A 26,538-nucleotide genomic window follows, 5' to 3' on the forward strand; every position below is an offset into this window, starting at 1 on the left:
GTCCGTTATTCGTTCTTGGAGCCACGCCGCGGCGGAGCAACCGGGTGGGAGAGCGAGGACTCCAAGAGGCTGACCATGTCGTCGCCGGCCAGCGGCTGACGGCGGGCCAACCGCTTGATCAGGGACGCCGACAACTCGGCCTGCTGCTCCTCCGGGCTGTCGTAGTTCACGCGGCCTTGGACCAGAGCCGAGGGGAATCGACGAAGGACTTCCTCCCGGATGTGCTCAGGGACGTATCGCTCGACCTCTTCATCGGTCAGGGTGCTCCCGTGGTCCAGCCACTCGTGCGCCAGCTCATGAAGGATGATGTGCTCGGTCTGGTTCCGGCTGGATCGGCGCCGGTAGAGCACGACCGTGAACTCCGGCGTCCTGACTCGAAGGCCGCAGGCTGTGCCCAGCCCTCCATCCGGGTCGTCAAAAGGCACCAGCCGAATCTGACGCTTCAGTGCATGCTCCATGTTCCGGACCAGCGCCTCGACACTGAAGGGAGTGGGCACAGGCAGATCGGCAAGCAGCTTCTCGCATTCCTTCAAGAGGGCGCGTCGCGAAGGGTCCCTGCGCCACCGTATGACTGCTCTCGCGAGGTGCATCGGCGTTCTACCGCCTGGTTCTGCACGCAACCCGCCACTCTCCCCGCTCCGGGCGGTCTTCCGTCGAGCAGCCCACCTCATCGCCCCGTCCCCCTCGCCCCTGCCCCGTTTACTTTCGGGGCGCCACCCGCCCCGCGCTCAGGCATGCGTTCGGCAGGCTGAGCCAGTAGTCGTCAGACTTTCCGCGTGTGCAGTGAACCCCCGCCTCGCTGCCCAGCGTGAAGACGTGTGGTGACCATGTGCAGCACGTCGTAGACGACGTCCAGCACCATCGCCACGGCCATCACCACCCTGCCGGGCTTCACCGCCCGCCGGGGTGTCTGCTTGACCGCGCCGCGCCGCTGCGCCGCGCAGACCGCGACGGCAGCGGTGCAGAGACAGAACAGGCCCATGCCTATATGCAGACCCAAGACGCCGGCGTGCGGTTCCATGAAGTACGGAACTTCAGCGACAACCTCGAACGCAACGGTGGACACGAAGGCCATCGCGATGACGGCGCCCGTGAACGCCCGGGTGGCAATGCGGTGGACTGGTCGTGATCCGCGGACACTGCGCGGGGGGAAGATGTTGTCAAACGGCTGCGCCCGGCGCTTGGTTTCCTCAACGATGTTCCCGGCCACTCTGCGTACGGCACGGCGGCTGACCGCATACCCCTTGCCGACGCGGCGAGCTTTCCACCGCATGTACTGGCCTTACCCCCGTTGCGGAACTGAACAGTATGGCCAGGTCAACCAAAGATGTTGACCATCTAGCCCACTTGATGAGAGATCGTACGATATCCCTACACGTAACGATCTTGTCAAGTCGACTGGATTTAGCGCACGTTCGGGTGCGCCCGGGATCCATGCTCGCCGTAGTCTGCCCCAACCCTTATGCGGGGGAGGCTGACTTACTTCTCTCATGGTCTGGTCGGCGGCTCGGCTGAGTAGCCGCCACCGGAGGGCGGTCGGCAGCAGGGGTGAAGTGGCGGCAGCACGACGGACCCGGCTGCGGCCCCGCCGGCGGCAACACCTGCGGCTGCCGCGGGAGCAGTGGCCGCTGGCACGAGCCCCGCGAGTGCGATCCCACCGGCCTGTCCCAGGCCCAGAGAGGCGATGAGCCAGGCCGAGAGTAGGCGGGGGCCGAGGAAGTCCAGCGTGTGGAAGGCCGTCACCGGCAGCGGCGCGAGGAAGAGGCCGGGCAGTACGGCGGCCGTGATGGCCAGGGCAGGGGCGGGGTCGGCAAGCGTCGGCAGGGAGCCGACCGCAAAGCCGCAACCGAGCGTGCGGAGTTGACGCGTCGGCGTACCGGGCCAGGTGCGGCGTCCGTAGAGGAGGCCGCCGATCAGGCTGCCGACGGCGAGCGCCGCGGGCGTCATCGTCGAGAGGTACTCGGCGTGGTGACGTTCGGCGGCGGCGAGGGCGACGACGTTGAGTGCTCCCAGGGTGATGCCCGCCCCGAACAGGGCTGCCGCCAGGGCGCGCAGACCAGGGGTACGGATCGGGCCGAGCCAGTGCGTGCGGGTGCAGTACGGCTTCCACGTGCGGGGCGGCCGGCGGTGCGGTGAGGAACAGCGCGCACCCGGCGAGCACGATCGCCGCTGTGGCGATGAGCACGACGGTGGTGCCGGTCAGGGTGTGCGGGGCCAGGACGAGTAGCGGGCCGCCGATGAACACGAGTTCCCGGGCGCAGGCATCGAGCGAGAGCGCGGCTCGCCGTTGGTGAGGGCTGCGCACGACGTGCGGCCACGGAACGCGCAGCGCGGCCTCCAGCGGCGGGGTGTGCGGCCGGAAACCTGCCTGTTCATCGACGATGTCGCAGTCAACGTTGCGGCCGCCCAGGCGGCGGGCATGCAGGCGCATCTGTTCGAGGACAACGCCCGGACCATCACGCGCATCGCGGCTCATCTGAATGCCCGGCCCTTGGCCCCAGAGTGGGTTCCGCTCGGATGACGTCGGCCTGGCCGGTCTTCAGCGTGGTCGACGCTGGCCCCACGGAGACGGGAACCAGCGAAGGTCTTCGTCCAACCAAATCTGGCTGGCGGGATTCGTTATCACCCCTCGCAATTCGAACGACAGCGTCACCCTCCGCGACCACTCCCCAAGATCTGTGCCAGAACCGCTTTCGAGAACACCTCGATGCTTGCTTCGGGAGCATGGTTGTGCTCTGCACGACGAGGGGCCCGGGTGCTGCTGAAGTCCAAGGTCGATCTGTACGCGGCGATCCGTCGTGACGCCAGGGGTGGCATGTCGTTGCGGGCGCTCATGCGGAAGTATGGCGTCGGCTACGAGACCGTGCAGAAGGCCCTGATCTCGGCGTTGCCGACACCACAAAAGAAGATGGAGCCGCGGGAAACACGGCTGGACTCCTACAAGCCGCTGATCGACGGCATCCTCACGGCCGATCTGACCGCACCGCGCAAGCAGCGGCACACCGTCAAGCGGATCTACGGCCGGCTGCTGGACGAACATGGAGCCGACGTCAGGCAGCAGACTGGTGAGCTGAGGCTGGAGCCGCCCAGATCACTCCCGAATGCGTCCCCTATGTAAACGGTCAAAAAGACGTGGTCCTCGTGGTACATCGACGGGAAGCGAGGGCTGACCAGACAAAACGTCGTACCACGTCGGCGCTTCCACGGGGTACACCTGACGCAGGAAAGAGCCTCGCCGTACAAGTGTTTGCCCAGGTCAGACGCGGCTTTCAGGTGCGCACCACGTCTTGTGGTACCGCCGGCAGCCCGACGCGCCCCCTGGCGACCAAGGTGAAGCGGACTTCCGCACCGAGCCGCCGTGCGGCTCACAGGCGGCGAGGACGAGCCCCATCGGGAGTGGAGCCGCAGGAACATCCTCAATGCCCTGAGGCTCTCGCCTCTCCGGCCTCTTTGCGTGCTCTGACGAGCGCGAGGCTCAGATGGCGCGATTCAGGGGCGACTGCGCTTCGAATAGTTACCTTCAGCCACACCCCCGGTGGCCGGATCGCCCCAGTCACCACGAACATGCCCTCCGTACGCGGGACCGGTGGCTGGCAGGCCGTCAGGTCCAGTGCGGAGGGCACCATCGTTTTCCAGAAGAGGCTGAGTACCTCGCTCACTGCATCGCGGACTCGTCTCCCGGGGCCTGGACTGCGCCTGGCGCGGTCAAGCCGGCGACCCGCCGGTAGAGCCCAAAGGCACAACCAGCGAAAGCCAGGTACAGGAGCACTGCGGAGACGGGGTTCGCCAGAGCGAAGAGCGCCTGTGCTGGGACAAGGGCGGCAGCGAGGTTGAAGCCCAGGTGCAGGAGCACGCAGGGCCACAGCACGCGCGTGTGTTCGTAGATCAGGGCCAGGAGCACCGCCAATGGCAGGGTCGAGGCGAACTGCACGGCGTTGCCGTGCAGCAGGCCGAACACCACGGCGGTGACCAGCGTGGAAGCGAGGATGCTCACCCGCTTGCGCAGCAATGGGTAGACCAGCCCTCGGAACAGGGCCTCCTCTCCCGCAGGAGCCGCGACCATGGCGAGCAGCAGGGTCGCCAGCACTCCAGCCGCGTGCCTCGTCTGGTTCGACGCGTCGAAGCCTGTGGACCCGGTCGCGGCGTAGATCCACAAGGCCAGCGACTGCCCGGCGAGGAATGCCAGAACCGCGCAGCCGACGGCGGTCCACCCGAAGCGCGGAATTTCCATGCTCGGTCGCGGGGCCGGCGCATGCGCGAGCCACTGGGGCCGCTGGATCCTCACTGAGCCGACCAGGACGACAACAAGCATGCCCAGGACGGAGGTCGCGACGATCGGCTCGCCGATGAGGCGGACTGCGACGGTGCCCAGACCGAGGTAGGCCGCGATGACGGCGAACGGCACGAGGGCGCACCACCCGATGCCGAGCAGACGCGAAGTGGTCGGTGGCGTCGTCATGGTCTTCTCCTCTACGGGGCTCAAGCAGCCGTGGTGATCTGTTCGTTGATGACGGCCTGGACGCGGGTGTCGCCGCGGAAGGTGTTCAGCTGCAACGTCGCCGTGAAGCGCAGCGTCCCGAGCTGGGTACGGCTGGCGCGCTGCACGAAGCTCTGGATCACGTCGAACTTCTCCTCAGCGACGTTCCACCACAGGCAGGACAGGCAGGACGGGCCGGACCGGGTGACCAGGCGCAGGTAGTGCGATTCGGATCCGATCCGGTCCACGCGCAGGCCCAGGGACTCGATCGCGATCTCGACGACCGGCGTGGTGAAGCCGTACCGAAGGGCTTGAGGCCCTCGGTCCGGCGCACCAGCTCGAACAGCGGCTGCAGATCTTCAAGGCCGGCGTCACAGTCGGCGTCCGGGCCGAGCACGAGATCGCCTTTGGGGCCATCGGCGCTGACGGCGAGCAGGGCAACCTGCGTGGTCTCCTGCAGCACGGCGGCCAGGCCGTCTCTTCCGGATCTTGCCGGACCCGCGACGCCCGGCACCGCACCTGATCCCCCAGACTCCCTCCGGAGAGACCCCCAGGTTGTCGGGGCGCCCGAGTACGTCCAGTACACGCTGCACCCCTCCGCCTTGCCATGTACGGCACCGGACGCCGCGGGCCCGGCCGACAAGATCCGAAAGGGACGACCTAGGTCGCCCAGCTTCTCGGCCTTCGCGACGCGAACGCCGCAGGCCTGCTGGTGTCCGATGGCGCTGAGACCGTCGTGCTGCTCCAGGCTGGTGATGATGTCGAACCACCTCGGCGCGCGGCCGGAACCGCTGACGAAATCGTCGGGGCCGGCAGGCCGGTTGACGAGGACGACCGGGTGGCCGTTGATCCCCATCATCCGGTTGGCCAGCAGCCCGTACGTGCCCGGGGGGCGTCCAAGAGGTACACCCACGGGGCCAGAGGCTGGTCCCCGGCGATCTTGCCGGCCTGGGCGAAGGCCTTGAGCACGATCGCGAAGCCCTCGAAGGCCCGGAGGAAGACCGGGTGATGCGGCTCGGTGCGCAGCAGCTGCATCAGCATCGACTGCTCGACGTCGATGTCGATGTCGATGTCGATGTCGATGTCGATGGCATCGGGGTCGGCGTCGAACCCACCCCAGGGATTGGGGATGGTCTTCGGCGCGGCGACGCGCAGCAGGCGGGCAATCGAGATCGCATCGCGCACCAGCTGGCGGTTCTCGTACGGCACGGGCATGACGTCGGAGACAGTGCCGAGGCCGGCGAACAGACGCAGCAGGCGGATCTCCCAGAGCTTCCCGGGCCGGTACACGCGGGTGTACGCCTCGATCACCCGGTAGAGGTCGTGGGCACCGCAGATCCCGGTATGGGCGTAGGTCTCGTCGATCCGGCACGGGTCGACAGTGATGTCCGCGGTCGAGCCCGGCGCGAGCTCCTCGTGGTGGCCGGTCACCAACGTCGTCCAGCCCAGGGCACGCGCGGCGGCGATACCGCGGTGGGAGTTCACTCCGCCGTCGCAGGTGAGCAGAACCCGGGTATCAGGCCACTTCGCATGGATCTCGGCGACGCCCTCGGGCGCGAGCTCGCGGCCGCGGCGGTAGTCGGGCAGGTGCAGCTCGACGTCGAAGCCATGCTCGGACAGGCCTGCGTGGCCGAGGACGCCAGAGGAGATGCCGTCCATGTAGAAGTCGGGGGCGATGCTGATCTTCTTGCCCGCGCTCCGGGAGTCATGAAGGGCTTCGACCATCTCGGCCAGGTCCAGGAGTTCGTCGTGCTCGGTGGACTCGATCTCCTTCAGGTACTGATCCGACCATCCTCTGCGTTGGCACAGCAGCATGAAGAGGTCGATGTCCTCGTCGGCGAGCGAGTGGTCGTCGACGGCATGAAGCGTGGACATCGTGGAGGCCCTCTCGATCGGGGTCGCTGGTCGGTGGAGAACGGGGCATGAGACGCCTTTCAACGTTACTGCGATTCTAGCAGTAACAGTCACTTCTTCTGCCAATTCACCAGCACCTTTGAGCATCATTCGGGCCCCAAATGGCACACTTATGTCGAACGATTGCGACAGGCTTTCCAAAGTCCTTGCGCATCAGCTACTCTCGCCAGTATGGCTATTCGAAGCATTGTCGAGTCAGATCTCAGCGGTAAGCCGGATGCGGCTACCGTGACCTTCGGCCTGGGAGACACCTGGTACGAAGTCGATCTCACAGCTGAAGAGAAGAAGAACCTTGAGGCTGCGCTGAAGTCGTACATGGAGGTCAGCCGGAAAGCCGGGAAGCCTGCACCCAAGAAGCGAGTCGTACCTGAGACGACTGCCGAGGAGCGAGACAAGATCCGCGAGTGGGCCAAGGAGAAGGGCCACGAGTTCGCGGATCGGGGGCGCATCCCGAAGAAGGTCATGAAGGCCTACGACGAGGCTCACGGCATCGATCGGAGCAACTAGCGCTGAGCCTGATGTTCGCCTCCTGGCCGACTTCTCCCGTTCGCCCCCGGAGGGCCCTGCAGCACACTGCAGGGCCCTTCGCGCGTCTTCAGACCGGGATGGATCACGTTGGTCGCCTTGATCCCCGCAGCTCGCGCTCGAGCCCTGCAGTGGATGGTGCCGTGCGAGAAGTGCCCCGATGCATCCGGCATGAGCTGCTCCTGGCTTCGCTTCGGGCATCCGGGCTGCCGGCAGAGGTTGAGGAAGGCCGTGCACAGCACCTGAGCCCCGGCCTCGCGGAAGACCTGGGCGGCGCCGACCATCTCCTGGTTCCGCTGGAAGCCGGCTGCTCCCCTGTGGCCGACCAATCGGCGGGAAGGATGGTGATCTCGGAGCCTGCTTCCCGCCACATCAGTTCAGCCATGCTGTCGGCCCCCTTGGGACAGTGCCCCGAAAGAAGCACCGGCCGGGTGGCGTTCTTGGGCCCCCAGCCGCGCCAGGCGTCGCTGAACGTCTCACGCATGCTCTTCGCGTCGTTCCAGCTGCGGGAACCGGTGACGAGGACGACGCGCGAGGACGATTCTGGAATCATTTCAGCAATCATTCGAGTCTCCTCTCCTTATGACTCGGTGGTCTCCACAGCTGGAATCGAGAGCTGTGGTCATGACGTCTGGGCAGGCGCGGCGGCCTGCATGCCGCTGCCCCATTCCGGCCAGCCGGTACTGGACCCGATCACGGCCAGGCCCTTCTCCCGATGGAGCTCGACGCGGATCTGATCGTCACTACACATCGGCATGAGGTGGGCGATGTACATCCCGTCACCGCTGCGGGGGATGCTCACGGTGACGACCGTTCTGTTCTCGTCGTCGGTGAAGTCGACACTATCGACGTCCCTGACTTCGCCGGAGCGCATGCTCGGCGACGGCTTCGCTGTTCGACTGCTACAACTTCGGCACGCAGCAGGCTCCTTTATCGCAGGACGAGTTCAGGCTGGGACCGTGTCGATGTTGTGCCTCTGCGTGGACTCGGGTGGGGTGGCGACCATCGAGTGCGGACCCCGGTGGGGTCCGTGCGATCTCGATGTTCAGCTCAGCTCCCGCGCCAGCCCTGCTGGCTGACGACCCGGAAGATCCCGCCTGAGTGATCCACCCCTGGCCGGATCGCAATGCGATCCACCGCGCGGAGCGTCACTTCTCGCCTGAGCCAGGCGCTGCCCGCCCGCCTATCCACTGCCGCACCCTTCAGCCCTCTCCGCTCGCTGGTCCGCACGTCTGTGGACAACTGCGGCGGGGCAGCGTTGGGGTTCGCCTCTCGAGCGCAGGGCTGGGCATGGCCAGAGGGAACGCCGGCGGCCGAGGGACCGGCGAGCTCAGCGACCGGTGGAAACCCGTCGGGCTATGCCTGACACGTCATCGGAGCGCAGTAAAGAGGCCGAGCGGAGCGAGGGTCCGCAGGGCACGCGTTATCACTTTCCCTTATGCCCTTTCACTTCCTTGTCGCCGTCCCCGCTGTTCCACGACTGGAGCATGAGCGGAAGCCTGGAACATCAGGGGAAACGGTCCGTACCCTCTCGACTCGTACCCCTCCCCCCTTTCGTGCGGCGGGAGTACGGGTCTGGCCGTTTCGCCTGGTCGTCACACCTTCTGGCCGTACCGCTGTTTCGTCGTTCCGGATACGGCCGTACCCCTGTGCCGATCCGTCCTCGTGAGGCACGAACGAGGCGGGGTACGGGTCTGCTCCCGACGGCGCACAGCTCCGGTTCACCACCGTGCTGCCGCAGGCGGCACAGCCCTCGCCTAGCAGCGGATCCGTCCTCGCGCGACGCCGTCGCTTCGGCCGTGGATAACGCTCTGCTTCATCGCTCGCCGCTGACGGCGTAGCCGGCCTCGCACCATCGTGTTGCTGGTTGCACCGACCTGGATTCGCCGTGCTCTGGCAGTTGCTCCGGTGCTGCCGCGGCGGCGTGCCAGCACGTGACGCACCGCGCCGGAGGCGGGCGTTCGGCACTACCTCGTCGACACACGATCCGGCCCCGGGCCGTGTTTCGTTTCGCGCTTGCGCGGCGAGCCCGGGGCGGTCTCTCGTGGATGCATCAGAAGAAGAGAGCCCCGGCTGCGGCGACCATCTGCCCATCGGGCACAGCGAGCAGCTCGAGGAGTATCGGAGCGTTGTCGTCTTCCTCCAGGGGGCGCCTCCGCAGCAATGCCTCCGAGCCCCTTCCACCCCACGGCCCGTGCTGCGCAAGCACTTCGTTCCTCGCACGCTCGCTGGGTGTGGGGCCTACTCCCCCCGTCGACCCTTCTCACTCTGCGCGACCGTGTCGGCTCGATGACGCCGCCGTGCCGACCGCCGCGCCAGCGCTGTGTCGGTGTCTCGCTGGCAGCTGTGCCGGCCACGCTCCGCCAGCGGTCCGTGACTGTCTCAACGTACCCGCCGGATGGCTTTGGCAAGGGGGCGGTCAGGCCTCGCGGCCCCGTGAAACAGCACTCCCCTCGCGTCTCTGCGGTGACCCATCGGAACACGCAGGGGCCGCGACTGGGACACGTATAAGACACCGACTGATGCTGCTGGGTCTTTCAGAGTCCCGCGCGTGTCCGCACAGTGTCTCGTGCGCGCTCCAACAGTGCCGCCCCGGTGTCGCATGCAGTGCCCTCGGAGGACACGTCTGCGTCGGGGAGCCGCGTGGTGTCTCTGAGGAGGCACGGTCGGGACACCAGTGGGAGCTTACGCGTACCTCCGTTCGGCTTCCCCAAGACCACGCCCTGACGTCAGGTGTCTCGCAGGTGTCCCGTGGGAGCCCTTGCTGTGTCGCATGTGGGACTCATAGGCGCACGGTGCCGTCGGCTTGCGCCCAGTCGTCTGCGGCAGGGGCGCTGCAGCGTCTCGCAGGCGTCCCCGCCAGAGACGACCGGGGGCATTAATGGCGTCCGACTCGCGTATCGAATGGGACTTGCATGGGACTCAATAGGGACACTAGAGTGAGCTCATAGTGATTCGAATCCGAATGGAAACATGAAGGGCGGTGAGTCCATGTGACAGAGCGAGAGACATCCGGCGAACGACTGGATGGAGTGCAGGAGCGAGCGGAAGGGCGAGGTGAGTGCAATGGCGAATCAGCCGAGTGAACCTCGCAAGATCCGCTGGACCGTGCCCGCTGCCGACACCTCGGTGATCGAGTGGCTCGATCAGCAGGAGAACATCTCGCAGTCGCTGCGACTGCTCATTCGGGAGTCCATTCAGCGCGACGGATACGTCGACGTCTACTACAAGCCCGTCGAGCAGCTGCCGCGTCGCGGCCGGCCGCCGCTGGAGAGCACCGAGCAGCGCGAGGACGACGAGGCGGTCACCGAGCGCCGTCCGGCCGCCATTCCTCGCCGGCCACAGCCCGTGGTCGCCGACCAGGCCGACGCCGTCGTCGAGAAGACAGCACCAGCGCCGGTAGCCCAACCCGAGCCGGTTCCCACACCTGTCGAGACGGTCGAGGATCCTGCGGTAAGTGCCCCCAGCCCAACACCGGAGCCGCCGAAGCTGGCCTCCATTGACGAAATCATGGCGAGTACTCGGCGCTGAGTGACGCGGTGAATTTCATTTTCCAGGCAGACAACACAGACACCGAGGGACCTGATTCATGAGCGCCAACAGCAACGACATCATCACCCTCACCGGCGGCATCGACGTCGGCAACGGCTACGTCAAGGGCGTCATCCAGAATACGAAGCGGGAGATCTTCGACGAGATCGATCTGCCCAGCGCAGTCGTCTCGACTTCCCGCACCTCGCCGAAGGTGCCGCTCCCCGACGCGGATGCGGCCTCCGTGATGGCCGGCGACTTCTACAACCAGCTCGACTGCTCGCTCACCACAACCCTGGTAGCGGCGTCGGACCGCCGAATCTTCGGCCGGGCAGCGCTGAGCGTGCGCGGCTCGAAGTTCACCGAGTTCGAGGTACTGGGCAAGCACTCCAAGGCTGATCAGGAGCTGAGCAAGGTCCTGGTCCTGGGTGCCTTTGCCGCGAAGGCCCTGCGCGACTACGTCCGCGAGAACGGCACGCTGCCCGATCACGAGCTGCGCGTGCACGTGCGCGCCGGCCTGGCGCTGCCGATCTCCGAGTTCGTCGCGCGCCGCCACGCCTACGCCGCGGAGTTCATCGGTCTGCTGGGCAGCTCCGACCCCGCGGTGCACCTGGTGACGATCAAGAACTTCAGCACCCCGGTCTCGGTGCGCCTGCAGTTCGTCGACATTCAGGTGATGGCCGAGGGTGCCTCCGCGCAGTTCGCCATCACCGACAAGGGCGAGCCGCTGGCCCAGGCTCTTCTCGATGATCTGCGCACTCGCGACGCCTCCGTCGTGGAAGGGGTCACGGCCTCCGATCTGGTGGCGGTGCAGAACACCATCGGCGTCGACATCGGTGAGGGCACCGTGAACTTCCCGGTCTTCACCGATGGGCGGTTCAACCCCGAGGCGGCAGCCACGCTCGACGAGGGCTACGGCACCGCGCTGATGAACGCCATGGAGCGCATGAGTGAGTCGGACGCCACGCTGCAGTTCTCCTCACGCAAGCAGCTGGCGGACTTCCTCCACGCGAAGCCGTCTGTGCTGGTGAAGAATCGTCACCAGCGCGCCGCCGGCTTCGTCGAGGACGAGGCCGGCTACCTGGTCGACGAGATCGTCTCCTCCTTCGGCGACGTCCTCTCCCAGGCCGGTGCGACGACCGAGGTCGTCTACGTCTACGGCGGCGGCTCGGGTCCTATCAAGCACCTGCTGCACCCTGCGCTTCTGAAGGCCGCTGGCGATGTGCCCGTGCTCTACCTCGACTCGAGCTACTCGCGACACCTGAACCGCGAGGGCCTGTACATCGCGGCACGGCACGTCGAGCAGCAGGCCGTCGCCGCGAAGCACGCGGGCAAGCACAGTTAAGGAGGTGGCCTGATCCTCAGGCTGATGCCAGAGATCGCGCTTTCGACTGCGGCGACACCCTGCTCGGCGAGGGCGTCGTCGACATACTTGATGTAGAGCAGGGTGTGCTCGGTGCGCTCAGGCATGGCGATCTCCCCCGGAAGATGTGATGGATTCGGCAGTGAGACCCCCGGCGCTGCTCTGCAGCGGAGCGCCTGGCTCACGGCTGTACTCCTGGCGTGGACGTGATCTTCCGAAGGCCAGACCGGATCAGCTCCGCTGATCATGCAGAAGGGGAGAGCCCCCAGTCGGCTACGGCTGGGTACTGCCGTCCGGCACGAGGATCGTGATCCGGTCCTGGCACAGTTGCCGGCCACCGTTCGAGAAGAGACGACTCAGGCTTCCTGTGACCGTGCCTTCCTGGTCGGGCCCGATCTTCGGCCGCCCCCTGGCGTGCGGGTCGCCGGTGTAGCTCGGGTTCGACGCATCGATGGGCGTGACCGTGCAGCGCAGCCGCTCGGGGCGTGGCGTCCGGTCTGCCTCGTGTGGATCGGTGATCCGGACCTCGATGTCGTTGGTGAAGGTCAGGTGGCGCCAGAAGGGGTTGCCGTGATGGCGACGCGCACCGTGTGTGGCCACTGGTGCCCGTCGGGCAGCATCGACCACCACTCCTTCCACTGTGCCTCGCTGCTCGCGCTGCCGGTGTACGGCGCCCAGGCCGCGCCGCGCGCGTAGTTGAACCCAAACCGCATCAGGTGCCACCCGGCGGCGATCTGCAGTCCTTCCGTGTTCGCGCCGTCGGTGACGGCGTCCAGGTAGATACCGGCGGGGTGGTTCTCCCGACCGGCCGCGCCCCGCTCCGTGAGCGGGATCATGTGGCGTTCGGTCGCGCTGCCCTCGGCGGTCATGAACCGCAGCGTGGCGCCCCCACCGGCGAGCGGATACGCCATCCGGATTTCCGCGACGGTCGGTCGGGCGCGGCGGCGGCCTTCTCCCGCTCGTGGGCAACCGCGCCGACCGCCAGCGCGAGCGCGCCCTTACGGGTGGTGCTATGGCTGCCGACCTGCCGCCGCTCGCCGCCGACTTCGCGCACCATCCAAACCGGTTCCGCGTACCTGGTGACCTGGTACACCGCACAGGTGCATTGCGGAAATCGGCGTGCGGTCAGTGCCCCGCCTCGCCTCGAACCGGGAGGGACCGGCCAAAGGCCCCGGATCCGGAGGCGCCGTGGCGTTAGAACGGAGGGCGGAAGAGGCCGCGGTCTTCGCACGAGCCGCACGGCGGTTCCGGGGTGTGCGGGGTCTCGCCGGACACGTATGACAACGGAGCCAGGGCGGTGGCGAGGTCGACCTTCCGGCCTCGGACAATCTCGGCGGCTGGGACATCGATGCGGAAGCCGCCGGCCGGGTAGTCCGGGTGGTCGGAGAACACCACGGCACACATCCAAGCGCCGGAGTGGCGCTTGCGCGGCAGCGGCTCCTCCTCGACACCCTCAGGCAGAGCCTCCTCCTGGAACTCGATCGGCACCACGACGACGCGGTAGGCCTGGTGAGTGCGCGGCTGCTGCCAGGGCAGTTCGACGAGCAGGTCCTTGGGCCACTCGTCGATGGTCACGGGCAGAGTTGACAGGTAGTGGTTCAGCGAGCCTTCGGGGGCCTGGGCCAGCCGGGTCCGCTCCTGCTCTTCGGTCTCGATGCAGCCGATGCGGCTGAGGAAACTCATGATGGTCCGTGCTCCTTGGTCAGTGCTTGTGCTGGGGGTGGGCCGCCCGCATGGGTTCGAAAGAAGACGAGTTCGTCGAGTTCGCAGCGCCCGCCGTAGATGTGTGCGGCCTCCAGGGCGGCGAGGCCGATGCCGATGAGGAGGGAGCTGGCGGCGGGCGAGCCCGTCATGGGTTCGCCCGAGATCGCAGTTGAAGGAGAGAAGCAGCCGCTCAGCGTGTTTCGCTGTATCCGCACTCGGAGCACGTGTGCGTGGCCTTCTTGCCAGCGCGGATGTCGTAGGCGCTCGACTCCATATCGCTGGCGCAGTTCGGGCAGTTCATGGCTCGACTCCTGGCGGGACAAGGACGTTCTTCAACGTCAGATCCGGATCAGCTCTGCTGATCCCTTGTGCTCACTGCCTTCACAGGGCGAGTAGGGCGAGTAGGGCGAGCCACGAAAAACACAGCACCCCGGCGCCGCACCTGCCCGAAGGCAGGGCGCGCACCGGGGTGCTGGGGAAGTTGGAGCTGCAGAGATCTCCAGGGACACGCCGCAGGGATCACCTGCAGCGCTCAGGAATCGAATCCCTTCCGTGGTCGGTCTGCATGGTGTGCCCACTGGCGTACGCCGAGGATCAGCCGGCGCACTGCGGACTTGATCCGCTCCGTGCAGAAGTCTGCGGTGGGCTTGTCAGGCCAACCGCCATACGGCTAACCGGCTTCCTTCGAAGGTGACGGGCTGCTCCGCCTGGACGTGAGATCCGAACACACCAGCTCACCCCACGGCCCTTGCACAGCTCGTGATCGACCAGACGGTCTTCCGCGCTGTCACGCGGCATTCGCGGCCAGAAGGCCGAATCTCCAGCGCCGCTTCACGCCCATTCGGACATGACCTCCTGGATCAGGGGCAGCACCGTGGGAGGCTGGAGGTTGAGGGTGGCCAGGGCCTCGGGGGTGGTGAGGGGGGTCTCGACGAGTTCGTAGGTGCCGCGATCGACACGCGTGAACTCGCTGCCGGTACGGTCATCGAAGGCCCAGGTGCGGACCTCGGCGAGATAGATGTGCTGGATCTCTTCGCGTTCGGTGTCGGCGAGAGTGCCCAGCAGCCGGACGATATGAGCCTTCCCGGCAATCTCCTCGTGGATCTCACGGTGGAGAGCCGCTTCCGGGGTGGGGTCGCCGTCCTCGATGCCGCCGCCGACGAGGACGTGGTAGACGTCGCGGCCGGGGACGGTGCGGCGGATGATGAGCATGGTGTGGGCCGGGGTGATCAGGACGGCACGCACGCGTTCTTTCACTGTGTCTCCTCAGGCGTTGCTGTCGAGGAGATCAGTTCATCATCCAGCCGCCATCGACGTGGAGACTCTGACCGGTGATGAACCCGGCCGAAGGACTTGCCACGAAGGCGACAGCGGCGGCCAGGTCATCCGGCCGCCCGCGGCGGGGAACGCACTGGCGGGCGATCTGGTGCTCGGGGGACACCCGGGCGGAGGGCGGGAGGGCATCTTCAGCAGGAACCTGGATCGCTCCGGGCAGGACCGAGTTGACGGTGATCCCGCACTCGCCGACCGCGACGCCAGTCGAGCACTCGGCCCCCTGTTCTTGCCCCGGGAGGGACCCGCCCGGAAACCTTCCGGTTAAAGACTCACCCCATCGACTATCAAGTGGCGCACATATATTCGCAGGCGCCGCAATTCCTCTTGTGCCCATTTCGGTAGCTTAGGTTTATGCGGGTCAGCCATTCGACTTCACCTCTTCGTACTGGACGCAATGGGTAACCACGGACGTACCGGGAACCGGCTTACCGTTCACTATGGTCAGCGTGCTCACAATCTGCGTGTCGTAGTCGAGACACTTACGGTCGTCACACCCGCTGAGGCTCAGCAGGAAGAGCGGCACCAGGAATGCCACGACGACAAGCCGCCACCGGATACTCATCAAACTCTCCTTAACGCCAACGGGCCACATACCGAAATTGGTATGTGGCCCGTGACAGAGTCGCTATTTAGCTTTCCTCGCGCAGAAGGTATCGGGCGAGTCTCAGAATGTCCTCAGGCTCAGCGTCCACCTGTAGCCGGGATGACTGAACCAGGCTTACGGCCGTCCGATACACATCCGCACGCATGGCAACCTCTTCGGCTTCGCGGATTTCTCGGCTGGTCGGCTCAGGCAGCGCCATGAGCGAGACCCTGAAGAAGGTTGGCAGCGTCAGCATGCGTCAGAACCACAGTGGCCACCGTGCGGCCCTCAGCGTTCCATCTGTACTTGGCGGAGCACTCAGAGGAGTACGCCGACACCTGACTCCTGAAGGTGTAGCTGTGGCCAGCATGGACATTCTGGAAAGAGACCGTCATCCTTCGATCCGGACCAATCTGCTCGCACGTCGCACGCGATGTGAGAGCATAGGTCAGTGACTAACGCATTCTCTGGTGTAGAGATTTTCGATGTCCGTCGCATCCGCTTCGTCGAAAAGGCGTGGCACCCAATTTCTGAGCCAGACCGCCTGACTATGGAACGTGCTTGGTCTGAAGCGGTTCAGGAAAATCCGAACCTTTTCGACGGGCCCACAGTAGCTTGCATGAATGTAGAGTGGAAGGAACCAGGGAGTTTGGTTCTCTCCTGGGCAAGGGCGGCATACAGATACCGTATGCTGCGTCAGATTTCCGACGCTCCCTCCGTTTCATCCGTTTTCGTGTGCGTTGCTCAGCCGACGGAGGACGGGCGTCTTTTGGTGGCCCGCATGTCTTCTTCAACGTCCACCCCCGGCCGATGGCAACTGCCGGGGGGCTCCATGGAGCCCCCTCTTAGGGGTGAGTCTCTCGACGTGGCTCTGCTTCGCCGACATGCGGCCCGAGAGCTTATGGAGGAGCTCGGCATCGACACATTGCCTGAATCCCTGTCTTTGTGGGTTGTCACGCGTGGCGCGCGGGGTAGTGTCGGTTTTGTGTTTCGCGCTCCTGCTCTACCTGCCGAATTCCTGCATCAACGATTTGCGGCTTTGGTGTCCTCGGAGCGAGAACAGGGTCGGGCTTCTGAACTCGACAGGATCGCGCTGATCGACTCCGAGGCCGAGTTGTCCTGTCTTGCTGGGGAACAAGTGGACTACCTGCAGCCGATCGTCCGCCGGAATTTTGAGTTTTCTGCTTCTTCTGGTTCCGCCTAGTTCCTGTCGAGGGTCTGGGCTGGGTTCGCCCTCCCAGGGGAGGCCCGTCGGTTTTCTCTCTGTGCAGGTGCGGCGTGTGCTGCCTGGTCCGATGGCCAGGCAGCACTTGCAGTCATTCCTCGGTGAACTCCAGGCCGGTTTCAGGCACGTACTGGGCGGGACGTGTCGTGAGGGGAGGCCAGATCCGTGAGACTGCGTGTGCTTGTGCGTCTCCCTCCGGCCCCCAGCCGAGCAGCAGGTTCGCCTGTCGAGCAGGAATGAGTACTCGTTGGTACTTCTCCCCGGTGTCCCGGTCTGGGGCTGCGGAATCGAGGCCCCGCAGGAGTGCTCCCAGGCGCAACTGAGCGTAAGGCGGACGGCCGTGCTCTCGCACTTGCTGATAGCCCAGCGGGTAGGGGGTGCTCAGCCTTGCTTGCACTTCTTCCTCCGCCTCGCGGGCCAGGGTTTCGCAGGGGCTCTCCCCGGCTTCGGGGCGCCCTCCCGGCAGGCTCGGAACGCCGTGCCGGTCGAGCATCACTAGAACACGGCCATGTGGATCGACGAGCCATCCCCAGGTCTGTTGCACTGGTATCTCTTCGGGCGGTGTGAGGCGGGGATGCCAGGTGAAGCGGGATCGGGTTCGCTCTGCTTTGGTTGCGGGTTGGAGAAGGTTGCGGCCGTCGACAAGCCTCAGGGGCTCCTGGCGGGTCGGCGACATGGTGTTGAGGATCGTTGCCCGGCAGACGGCTTTCAGCCGTGACGCGGCAGAGGGTGTCATGGCAGCGGTTGCCTGACCCACTGGGGTCAGGCAGTGTCCGGCTGCGGGTGGAGCACTGCTGGGAGACAGGCGTGCGGACATGACATGGACGGTCTGCGGTCCGTCGTAACCCTCGGCTTCGTCGATGGCCAGGAGCGTTGTCTCTGCGAGGGAGAGGTTCAGGCCAGCTGCCAGACGTCGTGCTGCGCTGTAGGGGTTCTCGCGGGTCCGAATTCTGCTATGGGGTAGGTCCCCGGGGCGGGGGCCGCCCTGCGTGAGCAGGACGGCCCCTTCGCGCGTAGTGACCAGCAGGGCGGTGACGCGTGCCGGTCGGCGGCGGGTGGACATCTACTCTCCTTCTTCCTGTGCGGGACTGCCGAGGGCGTTGATGGCCTGCCGGTGCAGCGTGGCGAATTCGGCTGCATTGGCGTCGTAGCCGGCGGTGGCGATGACGAGGCCCTTCGCACCATCTCCCGGAATTGGCAGGTCCATGTCATTCTTGATGGCGTGTGCGACGGTTCCCGAGCGGCGAAGCAACTCGGTAAGCCGGACATCAGCGTCCGGGTCCTCCCCTCCCGGGGTCGCGTTGTCGCCGACAGGCAGGACCCATACCGCGTCTGCCCCGGACAGCGATTCCGGCCAGGCGGTCAGGTCACGCTTGTTGCGGCGTCCCCAAGGGGCCACCGCGATGACGAGGGTCCGGTCGGGGTGGGCCTGGCGGAGGGCCTGGATGAGGGCACGGACCTGGTCCGGCTGACGTGCGTTGTCGTCCACGACGACCAGTCGCTCGTCCGAGTGCACGACGCTCATGCGCCGTCCCGGCAGACGGAAGTCAGCCAGTCCGGCGGCAATGTCGCTCGTCTGGAGCCCGAGGTGCAGCGCGGAGACGATGCCGCAGGCTGCGCCGGGAATCAGATGTGGTCCGGGAGCGGGGACGGTCCATGTTCCGGCATCGCGCCCGCCATGGGTGAGCCGGAAGGTGGAGTCCTTGGTGTCCTGCCGCAGAACGTGAACCTGCCACGGACCGCCGGCTCCGATCACCTCGATCTGCCCGGCAGTTCCGGCAGCGGTGAGGTGGGGGGACATCAGGCCTGCCACCTCGGAGGGCATGACGATCAGGCCGGGAGGAGTGGGTCCTTCGGTGAGAAACTTGGTCATGCTCCGCTCGAACCCGGCCGTTCCGGCGCCGAGATCGTCCTCGTGGTTCTGCACCATGTTCAGGGCGATCACGATCTCAGGGGTCAGAGCGCTGTAGGCACTGCGGTACTCGCAGGCTTCGACCACGGCCCATTCCCCGGTCGTGAGTTCTCCGCCGCACAGCAGCCCCGGCACATCGGCTCCGATGTAGGCGGAAGGAGCGACACGGGACAGGATGCGGTGAACCATGGCTGTGGCAGTGGACTTGCCCAGCGATCCGGCGACGGCCAGGATGCGCTTGCGGTGCTCGGAGAACAGGTGCTGGACGAATTCCAGGCGCGCCATCTGATGGATGGAGGCGGCTGTGTCCACGGGTACGGCCGCGCTGGAGACGAGCAGGTCGGCGTTGTGGGGCACGTGATTGCGGCCGAGGGTCACCGGTACGCCGTGGGCGGTGAAGATGTCAGTGCGGTGGTTGGGCACCAGGTCGTCGCCGGTCACTCGCATGCCGGCGGCCAGGGCCAGGGAGGCGGCGGGGGCGATTCCCTTGCCACCGAGACCGCTGAAGTGCACGGCCGTCGGGAGTTTGGTGCTGGGGAGGGTGTTCGTCATCGGTTGTCGCCGTCCTTTTCGGTGGTGTCGAGTGCGCAGATGGCGGCCAGGTGCCCGAGGCGGTGCAGTTCCTCGTAGCGGTCCTTGTCTTCGGGGGTGTCGACCTCCAGCCAGCCGCCGCGGACAGGCACGGTGTGGGCTGTTCCGCCAGCGTTCAGCCAGGCGCTGAGGAGAGTGGTGGTGTCCCAGCGCTCGGCTGCACTGTCGGCGTCGAGGGCGTCGCGGTAGAAGGAGATGAGCTGTCGGGCCCCGTCCGGGTCCAGACGCAGGAGTCCCATGAACTGCGCATGCACCTCGTGCAGGCCACGAGGGGCGCCGCCGATGTCCAGCAACCTTCCGTCGGCGTCGAGGATGAGGCGCTCGGCGTCGGCGAGGGGGTTCGTCATGCGCTCGCTCCACACGTCGAGCCAGGCGGTGTTGACCGGCAGGGTCAGCGGAGCGGGCGGGGCGCTGAGCAGAGTGGTCAGGACACGAGGCTCGACAACGATGTCGCTGTAGGAGATGACAGCGCCGTCCTCCAGCAGGCCTGCGTCTGCGGCTACCAGGAGGCTGGCGGCCATGTTGGTCTGGGCCCACCGGGGGCTGTGCAGGGTCCGGCAGTCGGGAGCGGCCTTGCCGATGAGGTCTGCCTGGTAGCCGGTGACGATGGTGATGTCACTCAGCCCTGCGGTGCGGAGGGCGTTGAGAAGCCGGGTCAGCATGGGGATGCCGGCCAGCGGCACGAGGGATTTGGGGCGCTGGTCGGTGAGCGGGCCGAGACGTGAACCGCGGCCGGCGGCGAGGATGATGGTGCGCATTTACGGGTGCTCCTTGTCTGGGATCAGTGGGGCGGATTCATGGAGTGGTCGAGGATGTAGGTGAGGGCGTCAGTCGCGGGACCTGCGGGCAACTCACGCTCGGGGTGCCACATCAGTCCCCACCAGGGAAGGTCACGGTGGGCGAACGCCTCGACAGTGTCGTCCTCCGCCAGGGCGAGGGGACGCAGTTGTTCCGGCAGACCGTCGGCCGGGATGGCCCAACGGTGGTGGGAAGCGACGTTGAACCTTTCAGGCCACTGCCAGGGGGCGTCGCCTGTGCTTCTGACGCAGTGGCGGGTACCAGCGTGGCCGTGCTGTCCGTCCACGAGCCGGGCACCGAAACGGTGGGCGATGGATTGAGCGCCACGGCAGATGCCGATGACTGGTGTCCGCAGTTCCTCCGCCTGCTCAAGGAGCCACGTCTCGACGCGGTCTCGCTCAGGGGCCACGTCGTCCGGGTCCGGGACGGACGGCAGATCGTTGCCGCCGGTGAGGATCACCGCTGTCAGGGGCAGGTCCCGCAGTGTGCGCTGGGCGGTGGTGAGATTGTTCGGTACGGGCAGGAGGCGTCGGTTGCTGAGCGCTTCCAGGGCGTACCACTGGCGGTCCAGGTAGTCGCCTTCTTCGGATCGGTGCGGGTAGCGGACGTGGCGCTGTGTGATCGCGATCCATCCGGGGCCTTTCACCGGATCACCTCCAACCGGCGTGCGTCGCAGTCGACGACCAGGCGGTCGGCGGCGGCGCAGGCCGCGTGGGACTGGGGGCCGGCTCCGATGGCTGCCGGGATGCCGAGTTCCGCGCACCGGATGGCCATGTGGCTGTTGGCGCCGCCGTAGGCGGTCACCAGTGCTCCCGGCCGGTGAGCGAAGATCCAGTCGTAGCCGGGGTCGGCGGATTCGATGACGATGATGCTGCCGGACTCCGGCGGGCTGGCCGGTGCGGGAGCAGCGTGCACACGTCCGTCCACGCGTCCGGTGCCGATGAAGTTGGTGCGCCCCGATCCCCGGCGGAAGCAGTGCAGGTCGCCGGTGTCGGTGATGACCTCGGGCAGTTCCACCTGCGCCTCCGCGGCCCCAATGGCCCGACGGCGAAGTACGGTCGCAGGCCAGGTGTCCGAGGGTGTGGTCAGGAGGTCGGCGATGGTGAGGTGGGTGATGTCGTCGCGGCTCAGGCCAGCGGTTGCACCCAGCGTCGCGATGGTTTCCAGTGAGGCGCTGACCCATGCCGCGTAGACGGCCTTGCCGTGTTCGCGGGCGGTTATGGCCTTGTGGAAGAAGTCCTCAGCGCCGTCCGCGTCGATCCCCAGGGGCTCCAGTACACCAGTGACCTGGTGGCTGAGTTCCGGGGACCACGGAGCGCCGCAAAGGGGCTCGGCGCGGTAGGGCTGCTCCAGCAGGGGGCGGAGGTAGCCCTCCGGGTCCTGCCCGTAGCTGGGGACCGTGAGGTCGTAGGTGCCAGGTCGGATCCATCGGTTCCGGTCGACGAACGTCTCCCAGCTCAGGCGGCCCGCGGCAACCTCGGCGGCGTCGCGCTGCATGCGTGTGGTGACGGTCCCGAGACCCCGCATCCAGTCGTCGTAGCGGTCGGCCTGCCCCGCCTCGCGCAGCGAGCGCAGCAGGTCGACGGCTACGAAGCCGGCGCGGGCGAGATGAGCGAAGACCTGGCCCGCGCGGCGCGTCCGTTCGAGGGTGGCCTCGAGGCGACTGGGGTGGGTGTCCTTCTCCGTCGGCAGGCCCAGCTGGGCGAGATCGTTCATGTCGCCCGTCAGCCGGACGATGCCGGCCCGCGTGATGCGCAGGAGGTGGTCGTGCAGGTTGTCGAGGGTTGTCTGGCTGACTCCCGACTGGGTGAGGTAGGAGGTGCGTCGGCTCAGGTCCGGCGTCCAGCAGGTGGCCGCGATCTCGAATTCGATCTTGTCGTGTGAGTCCGGGTCCTGGCTCAGTCGGGCGATCTGTGCCTGGAGCACCTCGCGCGCCTGCTTCTCGCTGAGGTCGGCCGGCAGGAAGGAGGCCAACGACGCGCGCACGTCGATGTAGGGGTGTCCGGCCAGGGTGTGCATGAGCGGGACACCACGCAGATCGCGGTACCCGTACTCCTGCCGCTGACGTGCCCATGACAAGTCAGTGATGAAGTGGCGGTAGAGCGAGATGGAGAGCGGGCGAGGTCGCCGGCCCAGCATCTCGGCAGGGTTCCAGTCCGCCATACAGGACAGGGCGGGCCGGTCTCCGAGCAGACGGTTGTCCGAGATGCTCATGTCCTCGACTGTCCGCCGGGCTGCCGACAGGATGGCGGTAATCTGGGCGTCGTCAGTCGTCCGGCCCCGCCCCGCGGCAAGCGGCCTGACCTGCAGCAGGTGCACGCCGTCTTCGGTGATCGCCAGTTCGGTGTCGAGGCGGTTCGTCCCTGCCGCATCCTCCGTCTGGGCCGCTGCCCCCAAAACGCGGGCGGCGAAGTCCGGCAGGCCGTGAGCGGACGGGTTCTCCAGAACACGCTCCAGGCTGTCCCGGTGGACGTACCAGGTGTCGACGTGGTCTCCGGTGCCGCTGGTGACCATGTCCGTGCGCCCCGAGGTGCTGTCGAGCGCCGCCACGTAGTAGGACGCTCCGGACACTGTGCGGGTGGTCACCACTGCGGCAGCGAGCACCGGCTGCAGAAAGCGCTGGACGAGCACCTTGTTGGCGGCGTCGGGGGCCGGGTAGGAGGCGAACACCTTGGTGATCGCCTGGGCCAGAAGCGTGTCACCGCCACCGGTCACAGGCACACTGTCGTATTCGCCGGCGGCCGAGCGCTCCCAGGAGTCTTCAGCTACGGCGCAGCTGCGGACGATCACGGGCGAGGTGCCGTAGACGCGGCGGATGTCGCGGAGTGCGGCTGCCCGGTTGTCTTGCCACGCCGTCCAGGTGAGCGTGTGGCCACGGTCGACATGCACTTCCGGCAAGACGGGAGCAAGCCTGCGCAGCGACACGTCCTTCCCTCCGAGCAGGAGCCGTGCCCGCTGGTCGCCGTCGGTCAGGGGCACCAGTCCGTACTCACATCCGTGGAACGGAACGTGATGCTCCTCGATGAGGTGTCGGACAGTCTCGATCATGGTTGCCTGGGCGCGCGGCGGGCAGTTGACGATGCAGGCGGCGTGGGCGCGCAGAGCAAGATGTCCGAAGCTGTAGGCGGCTCCCTCGTCGGCCTCCTTGCCCGTCCACACCCTGATTCCCTGGTCGTCAAGGAGGGCACGGCTGCACTCGGCGGTGGGCAGTGCCCTCAGCTGGCACCACAGCACGGAGGCGAAGGCGGTACGGTCCGGCAGCGACCGGAGATCGGTGTCCGTGTCCTGGAGTTCGACGACCCTGACACGGGTGCCAACAAGTTCGGTCAGGACCGAGGCGAGACGGTCGTTGTCGGACCACGGTCCCGCCGTCCTCGCCGGTCGGGGAAGTATCACGGCCACCTGCTTGGCCGGCGGGAAGCCGGTAGTGGCGTCCTTCGCAGAAGAGTCGTGGTCGTGCAGGGCGCCGGCGGGCGCCGCAGCCGGACCGATCCGGCGGGCCAGCAGGTCGATCTGCGTGGTCTCACCCGTGTTATCGGCCCCATTGAAAGCGACCGACAACTTCGTGGATTCGTGATTCATCAGGTTTCTCCTCCTACAGTGTGGGCAGCACAAAGCGCTGCCCACCACATGGGTGTTCAGGGAAAAGGGGTCAAGTGCGGGATCCGGCCTGAACACGGCCAACCCCGATGGGTTCAACACACAACACAGCGCCCGGATCGATGACATCGTCCGCGCACAGCCAGGTGATCTGGGCTGAGACATTCAGCTGTCTCTCATGCCACCACCCGGATCGGCTCCGCCGATCACATGATTTCCTCTTTCAACGCTTCATCCGAACCAGCCGCGCTGATCGAACACTTCGTCATTCCCAGTCCCGGATCGGCTTCGCCGATCTCCTCCTACAGCGCGGGCAGCACAAAGCGCCGCCCACCACATGGGTGTTCAGGGAAAAGGGATCAAGTGCGGGATCCGGCCTGAACACGGCCAACCCCGATGGGTTCAACACACAACACAGCGCCCGGATCGATGACATCGTCCGCGCACAGCCAGGTGATCTGGGCTGAGACATTCAGCTGTCTCTCATGCCACCACCCGGATCGGCTCCGCCGATCACATGATTTCCTCTTTCAACGCTTCATCCGAACCAGCCGCGCTGATCGAACACTTCGTCATTCCGAGTCCCGGATCGGCTACGCCGATCTCCTCCTACAGCGCGGGCAGCACAAAGCGCCGCCCACCACATGGGTGTTCAGGGAAAAGAGGTCAAGTGCGGGATCCGGCCTGAACACGGCCAACCCCGATGGGTTCAACACACAACACAGCGCCCGGATCGATGACATCGTCCGCGCACAGTTGAGTGATTTGGGCTGAGACATTCAGCTGTCTCTCATGCCACCACCCGGATCGGCTCCGCCGATCACATGATCTTCTCTCTCAACGCTTCATCCGAACCAGCCGCGCTGATCGAACACTTCGTCATTCCCAGTCCCGGATCGGCTTCGCCGATCAAACTCGCGTTCTTCGCTGATGTACCGGCCACTCCCGACCAGACCCCGGCATGATGTCCCCCAGCTCGGCATCCACTTGGTCTGCTTTGGGGCGTGTCTTCAAAGGGTTCTGATGGGGGATCACGTCGGCATGGTGCGTCGTCATGAGCTGACGGATGTGGAGTGGGAGGCGCTGGCCGGGCTGTTGCCGCGGTCCTCCTCGGGACGGCCGAGGTTGGACGACCGGCGGGTGCTGAACGGGATCGTGTGGAAGCCGCGGACAAGGTCGGCGTGGCGTGATGTGCCGGCACGGTACGGGCCCTGGAGGACCCTGTACACGCGTTTCCGCAGGTGGGCGCTGGACGGGACGTTCACGCGAATGCTGGCCGCAGCCGGCCTCTCGGCTTCGTCCTCACCGGCGGCAACGCCTCCGACTGCACCCGCTTCGAGGAGGTCATGGACACCATCAAGGTCCGCCGGGCCGGGCCCGGGCGACCCCGAACCCGCCCGGACCACGTCCTGGGCGACAACGGCTACAGCTCCCGCAAGACACGTGCCTAACTGCATAAACGCGGGATCGGCCACACCACCCCGAACGCCGCGACCATCCGAGATCCGTGACCTTGACCCTGCGGAGCACCAGGGCCATTGCGAAGACGAGGAATGACGGACGGCACGACACCGAGCCGGCGGATCAGGGTGAAAGACCGCCGCGGCACCGGGCGGAGCGGAAGGTGTACCGATCGCCCCGAACCCGGGCGGTCACCCAGTCGAGCTGGCCGGGCTCGATCGGGACCGGGTGCTGCTCGCCTGTCGCCGGGTCGGCGACTGTGGCGATCACGGGCGCTGTGCCCTCCGCGGGTCGGTCGGGTATCCGTCGGCCCGCTCGGCGAGCGCCTGGGCGAAGTCGGCGGCGGCCGTGGTGGTCTCGGTGCTCAGGCGTCGGCTTTCGTTCGCTGGGCGATCTCTTCGCCGAGTAGGTACGCCTCGCCCCACGGGTTCGGCTCCTCGACGGGGCGGCGGTGCCTGATGTCGCGCAGCCGTTCGCGGCGGCGGTCCTGGACGTAGCCGCGGCAGTGCAGGGCGTCGTGACGGGAGGTGGGCCAGTTCGAGGCGGTCGCGCACCACCCGCAGTGCGGCGTGCGGGTCAGGCTGCGCCAGATGGCGAGGGTGAGCAGAGTGGTGGCGCAGCCGAGCGCGCGCCGATCGCGAGCATCATGTCGGGTCTCCGTCCGTCGTGGTGGTGTTGGCGGCGAGGAAGGCGCCGGCGGCGGCATCTTCGCTCGTGTCGTGTGTGAGGTCCTCGGGTGCCTCCTGGACCTTGCGGTTCGCGGTGGTGGCAATTCACCACCGGGATGGGTGCACAGCCTTGGAGCTGACCGGTTGGGGCCAGCGCTTGCTGCGCCCTGGCGGGTCGTACCCCAGGCAGCGCCAAGGTTTGGGTAGTTCGCGCCGTGCATTCCGGCGATGGCCGCAAAGTCGTCGGCGAGGCGCTCGGCCTCGACCATGACCTGCCGCAGGGCCCGCGAAGCGATCGCGCCCGTGCGCGAGGGGGATGGCGATGCCTCTGCAGATCCACTTCCGGATCGACTGCGTCGATCCAGGTCAGTCACCACCCAGCCCCTGCTCGCAATAGAGCTCGCTGATTCGGGCCACGGCTCCAGCTGGACGTTCGTAGACCGGCAGCTTGCTGATCGCGATGTCGAGGTCTCTGACATCCGGCAACAGCGCGGGCCGCGGTATCGCTGCTCCTTCGACGGTGAGTGTGCGCCGGAGCAGTCGTCGTATCCATCCCCGGACTGCACGGGCACGTCCCCCACAGGGTGTGGGGCTCCTCCGAGCACGAGGGCCAAGCGGCAGCCGGGGCAGTTGATCGAGTCGGGGACCCGGCCGGGGGTGAGGTGCGACATGTGGCCCTGCTCCCACAACTTCACCCCGCCGGTCGTCTCCAGTCGATGGTCGGGAACGGGATCTCGACCGGCTCCCCGTGCCAGAAGTGCGTGGTCAGGGTGCCCTTGATCGGCGTGATCCGGAACCGCTCACCCTCCCGCGGCTCTCGCCCTCGTACAGCCATCCATCCGTCGACCCCC

32 protein-coding genes and 1 pseudogene are annotated in these 26,538 nt (G+C 66.6%); 9 read left to right on the top strand and 24 right to left on the bottom strand.

The window, feature by feature from the left end; genetic code table 11:
• Window positions 1-5 precede the first annotated feature (5 nt).
• The 3 genes from OG472_RS10225 to OG472_RS10235 form a co-directional block, all read right to left on the bottom strand.
• Entirely contained in the window at window positions 6-533 is a 528-nt protein-coding gene (locus tag OG472_RS10225; RefSeq protein WP_328964222.1) for a hypothetical protein, read from the bottom strand.
• Window positions 534-763: 230 nt separating this feature from the next.
• On the bottom strand, window positions 764-1,210 hold the full coding sequence (locus OG472_RS10230; RefSeq protein ID WP_401612881.1) for a hypothetical protein: 447 nt from the start codon (window positions 1,208-1,210) through the stop codon (window positions 764-766).
• Between the two features lie 278 nt (window positions 1,211-1,488).
• Window positions 1,489-1,947 (bottom strand): hypothetical protein, encoded by a 459-nt coding sequence (locus OG472_RS10235; protein WP_405829126.1) that lies wholly within the window; start codon window positions 1,945-1,947, stop codon window positions 1,489-1,491.
• A 343-nt stretch (window positions 1,948-2,290) separates the two neighbouring features.
• Here OG472_RS10235 and OG472_RS10240 point away from each other — a divergent pair, with 343 nt between their 5' ends.
• Window positions 2,291-2,521: an HAD-IA family hydrolase gene (locus OG472_RS10240; protein WP_405829128.1), complete on the top strand. Its 231-nt coding sequence runs from the start codon at window positions 2,291-2,293 to the stop codon at window positions 2,519-2,521.
• Between the two features lie 234 nt (window positions 2,522-2,755).
• Entirely contained in the window at window positions 2,756-3,118 is a 363-nt protein-coding gene (locus OG472_RS10245) for a hypothetical protein (RefSeq protein ID WP_405829129.1), read from the top strand.
• A gap of 537 nt (window positions 3,119-3,655) precedes the next feature.
• Here OG472_RS10245 and OG472_RS10250 read toward each other — a convergent pair.
• The 3 genes from OG472_RS10250 to OG472_RS10260 all read right to left on the bottom strand — a co-directional run bounded on the left by OG472_RS10250 (window position 3,656) and on the right by OG472_RS10260 (window position 6,352).
• Window positions 3,656-4,459 (bottom strand): lysostaphin resistance A-like protein, encoded by an 804-nt coding sequence (locus tag OG472_RS10250; protein ID WP_401612875.1) that lies wholly within the window; start codon window positions 4,457-4,459, stop codon window positions 3,656-3,658.
• Window positions 4,460-4,479: 20 nt separating this feature from the next.
• The gene (locus OG472_RS10255; RefSeq protein WP_405829131.1) at window positions 4,480-4,725 is read right to left on the bottom strand and encodes a hypothetical protein; all 246 of its coding nucleotides are present in this window, start codon (window positions 4,723-4,725) and stop codon (window positions 4,480-4,482) included.
• Window positions 4,726-5,332: 607 nt separating this feature from the next.
• Window positions 5,333-6,352 carry a hypothetical protein gene (locus OG472_RS10260; RefSeq protein WP_405829133.1) on the bottom strand — a complete coding sequence of 340 codons (1,020 nt, stop codon included), beginning with the start codon at window positions 6,350-6,352 and terminating at the stop codon, window positions 5,333-5,335.
• Window positions 6,353-6,562: 210 nt separating this feature from the next.
• On the opposite strand from OG472_RS10260, the gene OG472_RS10265 reads away from it, so the two are divergent.
• Window positions 6,563-6,898, top strand: a complete 336-nt coding sequence (locus tag OG472_RS10265) for an Lsr2 family protein (RefSeq protein ID WP_401612866.1) — start codon at window positions 6,563-6,565, stop codon at window positions 6,896-6,898.
• A gap of 103 nt (window positions 6,899-7,001) precedes the next feature.
• Here OG472_RS10265 and OG472_RS10270 read toward each other — a convergent pair whose 3' ends face one another.
• Entirely contained in the window at window positions 7,002-7,481 is a 480-nt protein-coding gene (locus tag OG472_RS10270; protein ID WP_405829135.1) for an SLOG family protein, read from the bottom strand.
• Between the two features lie 57 nt (window positions 7,482-7,538).
• Complete coding sequence (locus OG472_RS10275) at window positions 7,539-7,790, bottom strand: hypothetical protein (protein ID WP_405829137.1); 252 nt, start codon at window positions 7,788-7,790, stop codon at window positions 7,539-7,541.
• A 2,192-nt stretch (window positions 7,791-9,982) separates the two neighbouring features.
• Here OG472_RS10275 and OG472_RS10280 point away from each other — a divergent pair.
• Together OG472_RS10280 and OG472_RS10285 are read left to right on the top strand one after the other, a co-directional pair.
• Complete coding sequence (locus OG472_RS10280; RefSeq protein WP_405829138.1) at window positions 9,983-10,447, top strand: hypothetical protein; 465 nt, start codon at window positions 9,983-9,985, stop codon at window positions 10,445-10,447.
• 58 nt (window positions 10,448-10,505) lie between these two features.
• Complete coding sequence (locus OG472_RS10285; protein ID WP_405829140.1) at window positions 10,506-11,792, top strand: hypothetical protein; 1,287 nt, start codon at window positions 10,506-10,508, stop codon at window positions 11,790-11,792.
• Here OG472_RS10285 and OG472_RS10290 read toward each other — a convergent pair.
• From OG472_RS10290 to OG472_RS10330, 9 genes are all read right to left on the bottom strand, one after another.
• On the bottom strand, window positions 11,789-11,917 hold the full coding sequence (locus OG472_RS10290; RefSeq protein WP_266843005.1) for a hypothetical protein: 129 nt from the start codon (window positions 11,915-11,917) through the stop codon (window positions 11,789-11,791). The genes OG472_RS10285 and OG472_RS10290 overlap by 4 nt on opposite strands.
• A gap of 166 nt (window positions 11,918-12,083) precedes the next feature.
• Window positions 12,084-12,437, bottom strand: coding sequence for a hypothetical protein (locus tag OG472_RS10295; protein WP_401612849.1), 354 nt, complete (start codon window positions 12,435-12,437; stop codon window positions 12,084-12,086).
• Window positions 12,356-12,679 carry a hypothetical protein gene (locus OG472_RS10300; RefSeq protein WP_405829141.1) on the bottom strand — a complete coding sequence of 108 codons (324 nt, stop codon included), beginning with the start codon at window positions 12,677-12,679 and terminating at the stop codon, window positions 12,356-12,358. Before OG472_RS10300 ends, OG472_RS10295 begins: the two co-directional genes overlap by 82 nt.
• Window positions 12,676-12,867 (bottom strand): hypothetical protein, encoded by a 192-nt coding sequence (locus tag OG472_RS10305; RefSeq protein ID WP_405829143.1) that lies wholly within the window; start codon window positions 12,865-12,867, stop codon window positions 12,676-12,678. The genes OG472_RS10300 and OG472_RS10305 overlap by 4 nt, the downstream gene beginning before the upstream one ends.
• A 137-nt stretch (window positions 12,868-13,004) precedes the next feature.
• Entirely contained in the window at window positions 13,005-13,493 is a 489-nt protein-coding gene (locus OG472_RS10310) for a hypothetical protein (RefSeq protein WP_405829145.1), read from the bottom strand.
• Window positions 13,490-13,663 carry a hypothetical protein gene (locus OG472_RS10315; RefSeq protein ID WP_405829146.1) on the bottom strand — a complete coding sequence of 58 codons (174 nt, stop codon included), beginning with the start codon at window positions 13,661-13,663 and terminating at the stop codon, window positions 13,490-13,492. Before OG472_RS10315 ends, OG472_RS10310 begins: the two co-directional genes overlap by 4 nt.
• A 682-nt stretch (window positions 13,664-14,345) precedes the next feature.
• Window positions 14,346-14,771: an NUDIX domain-containing protein gene (locus tag OG472_RS10320; protein ID WP_328964208.1), complete on the bottom strand. Its 426-nt coding sequence runs from the start codon at window positions 14,769-14,771 to the stop codon at window positions 14,346-14,348.
• Window positions 14,772-14,802: 31 nt separating this feature from the next.
• A complete protein-coding gene (locus OG472_RS10325; protein ID WP_405829147.1) occupies window positions 14,803-15,183 on the bottom strand; it encodes an SDR family oxidoreductase in 381 nt (126 codons plus the stop codon).
• Window positions 15,184-15,207: 24 nt separating this feature from the next.
• Window positions 15,208-15,411 carry a hypothetical protein gene (locus OG472_RS10330; RefSeq protein WP_328964206.1) on the bottom strand — a complete coding sequence of 68 codons (204 nt, stop codon included), beginning with the start codon at window positions 15,409-15,411 and terminating at the stop codon, window positions 15,208-15,210.
• A 472-nt stretch (window positions 15,412-15,883) separates the two neighbouring features.
• Here OG472_RS10330 and OG472_RS10335 point away from each other — a divergent pair, with 472 nt between their 5' ends.
• On the top strand, window positions 15,884-16,636 hold the full coding sequence (locus tag OG472_RS10335; protein WP_401612837.1) for an NUDIX hydrolase: 753 nt from the start codon (window positions 15,884-15,886) through the stop codon (window positions 16,634-16,636).
• Between the two features lie 112 nt (window positions 16,637-16,748).
• Here the strand turns inward: OG472_RS10335 and OG472_RS10340 are convergent, their stop codons facing one another.
• Genes OG472_RS10340 through OG472_RS10360 form a run of 5 tightly spaced genes read right to left on the bottom strand, consistent with a single transcriptional unit; the run spans window position 16,749 to window position 23,636 of the window.
• Window positions 16,749-17,720, bottom strand: a complete 972-nt coding sequence (locus OG472_RS10340; RefSeq protein WP_405829148.1) for an NUDIX domain-containing protein — start codon at window positions 17,718-17,720, stop codon at window positions 16,749-16,751.
• Window positions 17,721-19,121, bottom strand: a complete 1,401-nt coding sequence (locus OG472_RS10345) for a glutamate ligase domain-containing protein (RefSeq protein ID WP_405829149.1) — start codon at window positions 19,119-19,121, stop codon at window positions 17,721-17,723. It lies immediately after the preceding gene.
• Entirely contained in the window at window positions 19,118-19,918 is an 801-nt protein-coding gene (locus OG472_RS10350; RefSeq protein WP_405829151.1) for an NTP transferase domain-containing protein, read from the bottom strand. Before OG472_RS10350 ends, OG472_RS10345 begins: the two co-directional genes overlap by 4 nt.
• A 23-nt stretch (window positions 19,919-19,941) precedes the next feature.
• Window positions 19,942-20,604 carry a gamma-glutamyl-gamma-aminobutyrate hydrolase family protein gene (locus OG472_RS10355; protein ID WP_401612828.1) on the bottom strand — a complete coding sequence of 221 codons (663 nt, stop codon included), beginning with the start codon at window positions 20,602-20,604 and terminating at the stop codon, window positions 19,942-19,944.
• Complete coding sequence (locus OG472_RS10360; protein WP_405834836.1) at window positions 20,601-23,636, bottom strand: PEP-utilizing enzyme; 3,036 nt, start codon at window positions 23,634-23,636, stop codon at window positions 20,601-20,603. The genes OG472_RS10355 and OG472_RS10360 overlap by 4 nt, the downstream gene beginning before the upstream one ends.
• 746 nt (window positions 23,637-24,382) lie before the next feature.
• Between OG472_RS10360 and OG472_RS10365 the strand changes: the two genes are divergently transcribed.
• From OG472_RS10365 to OG472_RS10375, 3 genes and pseudogenes are all read left to right on the top strand, one after another.
• Window positions 24,383-24,523 (top strand): hypothetical protein, encoded by a 141-nt coding sequence (locus tag OG472_RS10365; RefSeq protein ID WP_405829153.1) that lies wholly within the window; start codon window positions 24,383-24,385, stop codon window positions 24,521-24,523.
• Window positions 24,524-24,599: 76 nt separating this feature from the next.
• Window positions 24,600-24,818, top strand: a pseudogene (locus tag OG472_RS10370) (transposase); the annotation flags it as partial.
• Entirely contained in the window at window positions 24,800-25,009 is a 210-nt protein-coding gene (locus OG472_RS10375) for a transposase (protein WP_405829155.1), read from the top strand. The pseudogene OG472_RS10370 and the gene OG472_RS10375, both read left to right, overlap by 19 nt.
• A 374-nt stretch (window positions 25,010-25,383) precedes the next feature.
• On the opposite strand, the gene OG472_RS10380 is transcribed toward OG472_RS10375, so the two are convergent.
• The gene (locus OG472_RS10380; protein WP_405829157.1) at window positions 25,384-25,725 is read right to left on the bottom strand and encodes a hypothetical protein; all 342 of its coding nucleotides are present in this window, start codon (window positions 25,723-25,725) and stop codon (window positions 25,384-25,386) included.
• Window positions 25,726-26,378: 653 nt separating this feature from the next.
• Entirely contained in the window at window positions 26,379-26,522 is a 144-nt protein-coding gene (locus OG472_RS10385; protein ID WP_405829158.1) for a hypothetical protein, read from the bottom strand.
• Window positions 26,523-26,538: the final 16 nt, after the last annotated feature.

Origin of the sequence: Streptomyces sp. NBC_00207, assembly GCF_045160965.1 — a bacterium.
GTDB lineage: Bacteria > Actinomycetota > Actinomycetes > Streptomycetales > Streptomycetaceae > Streptomyces.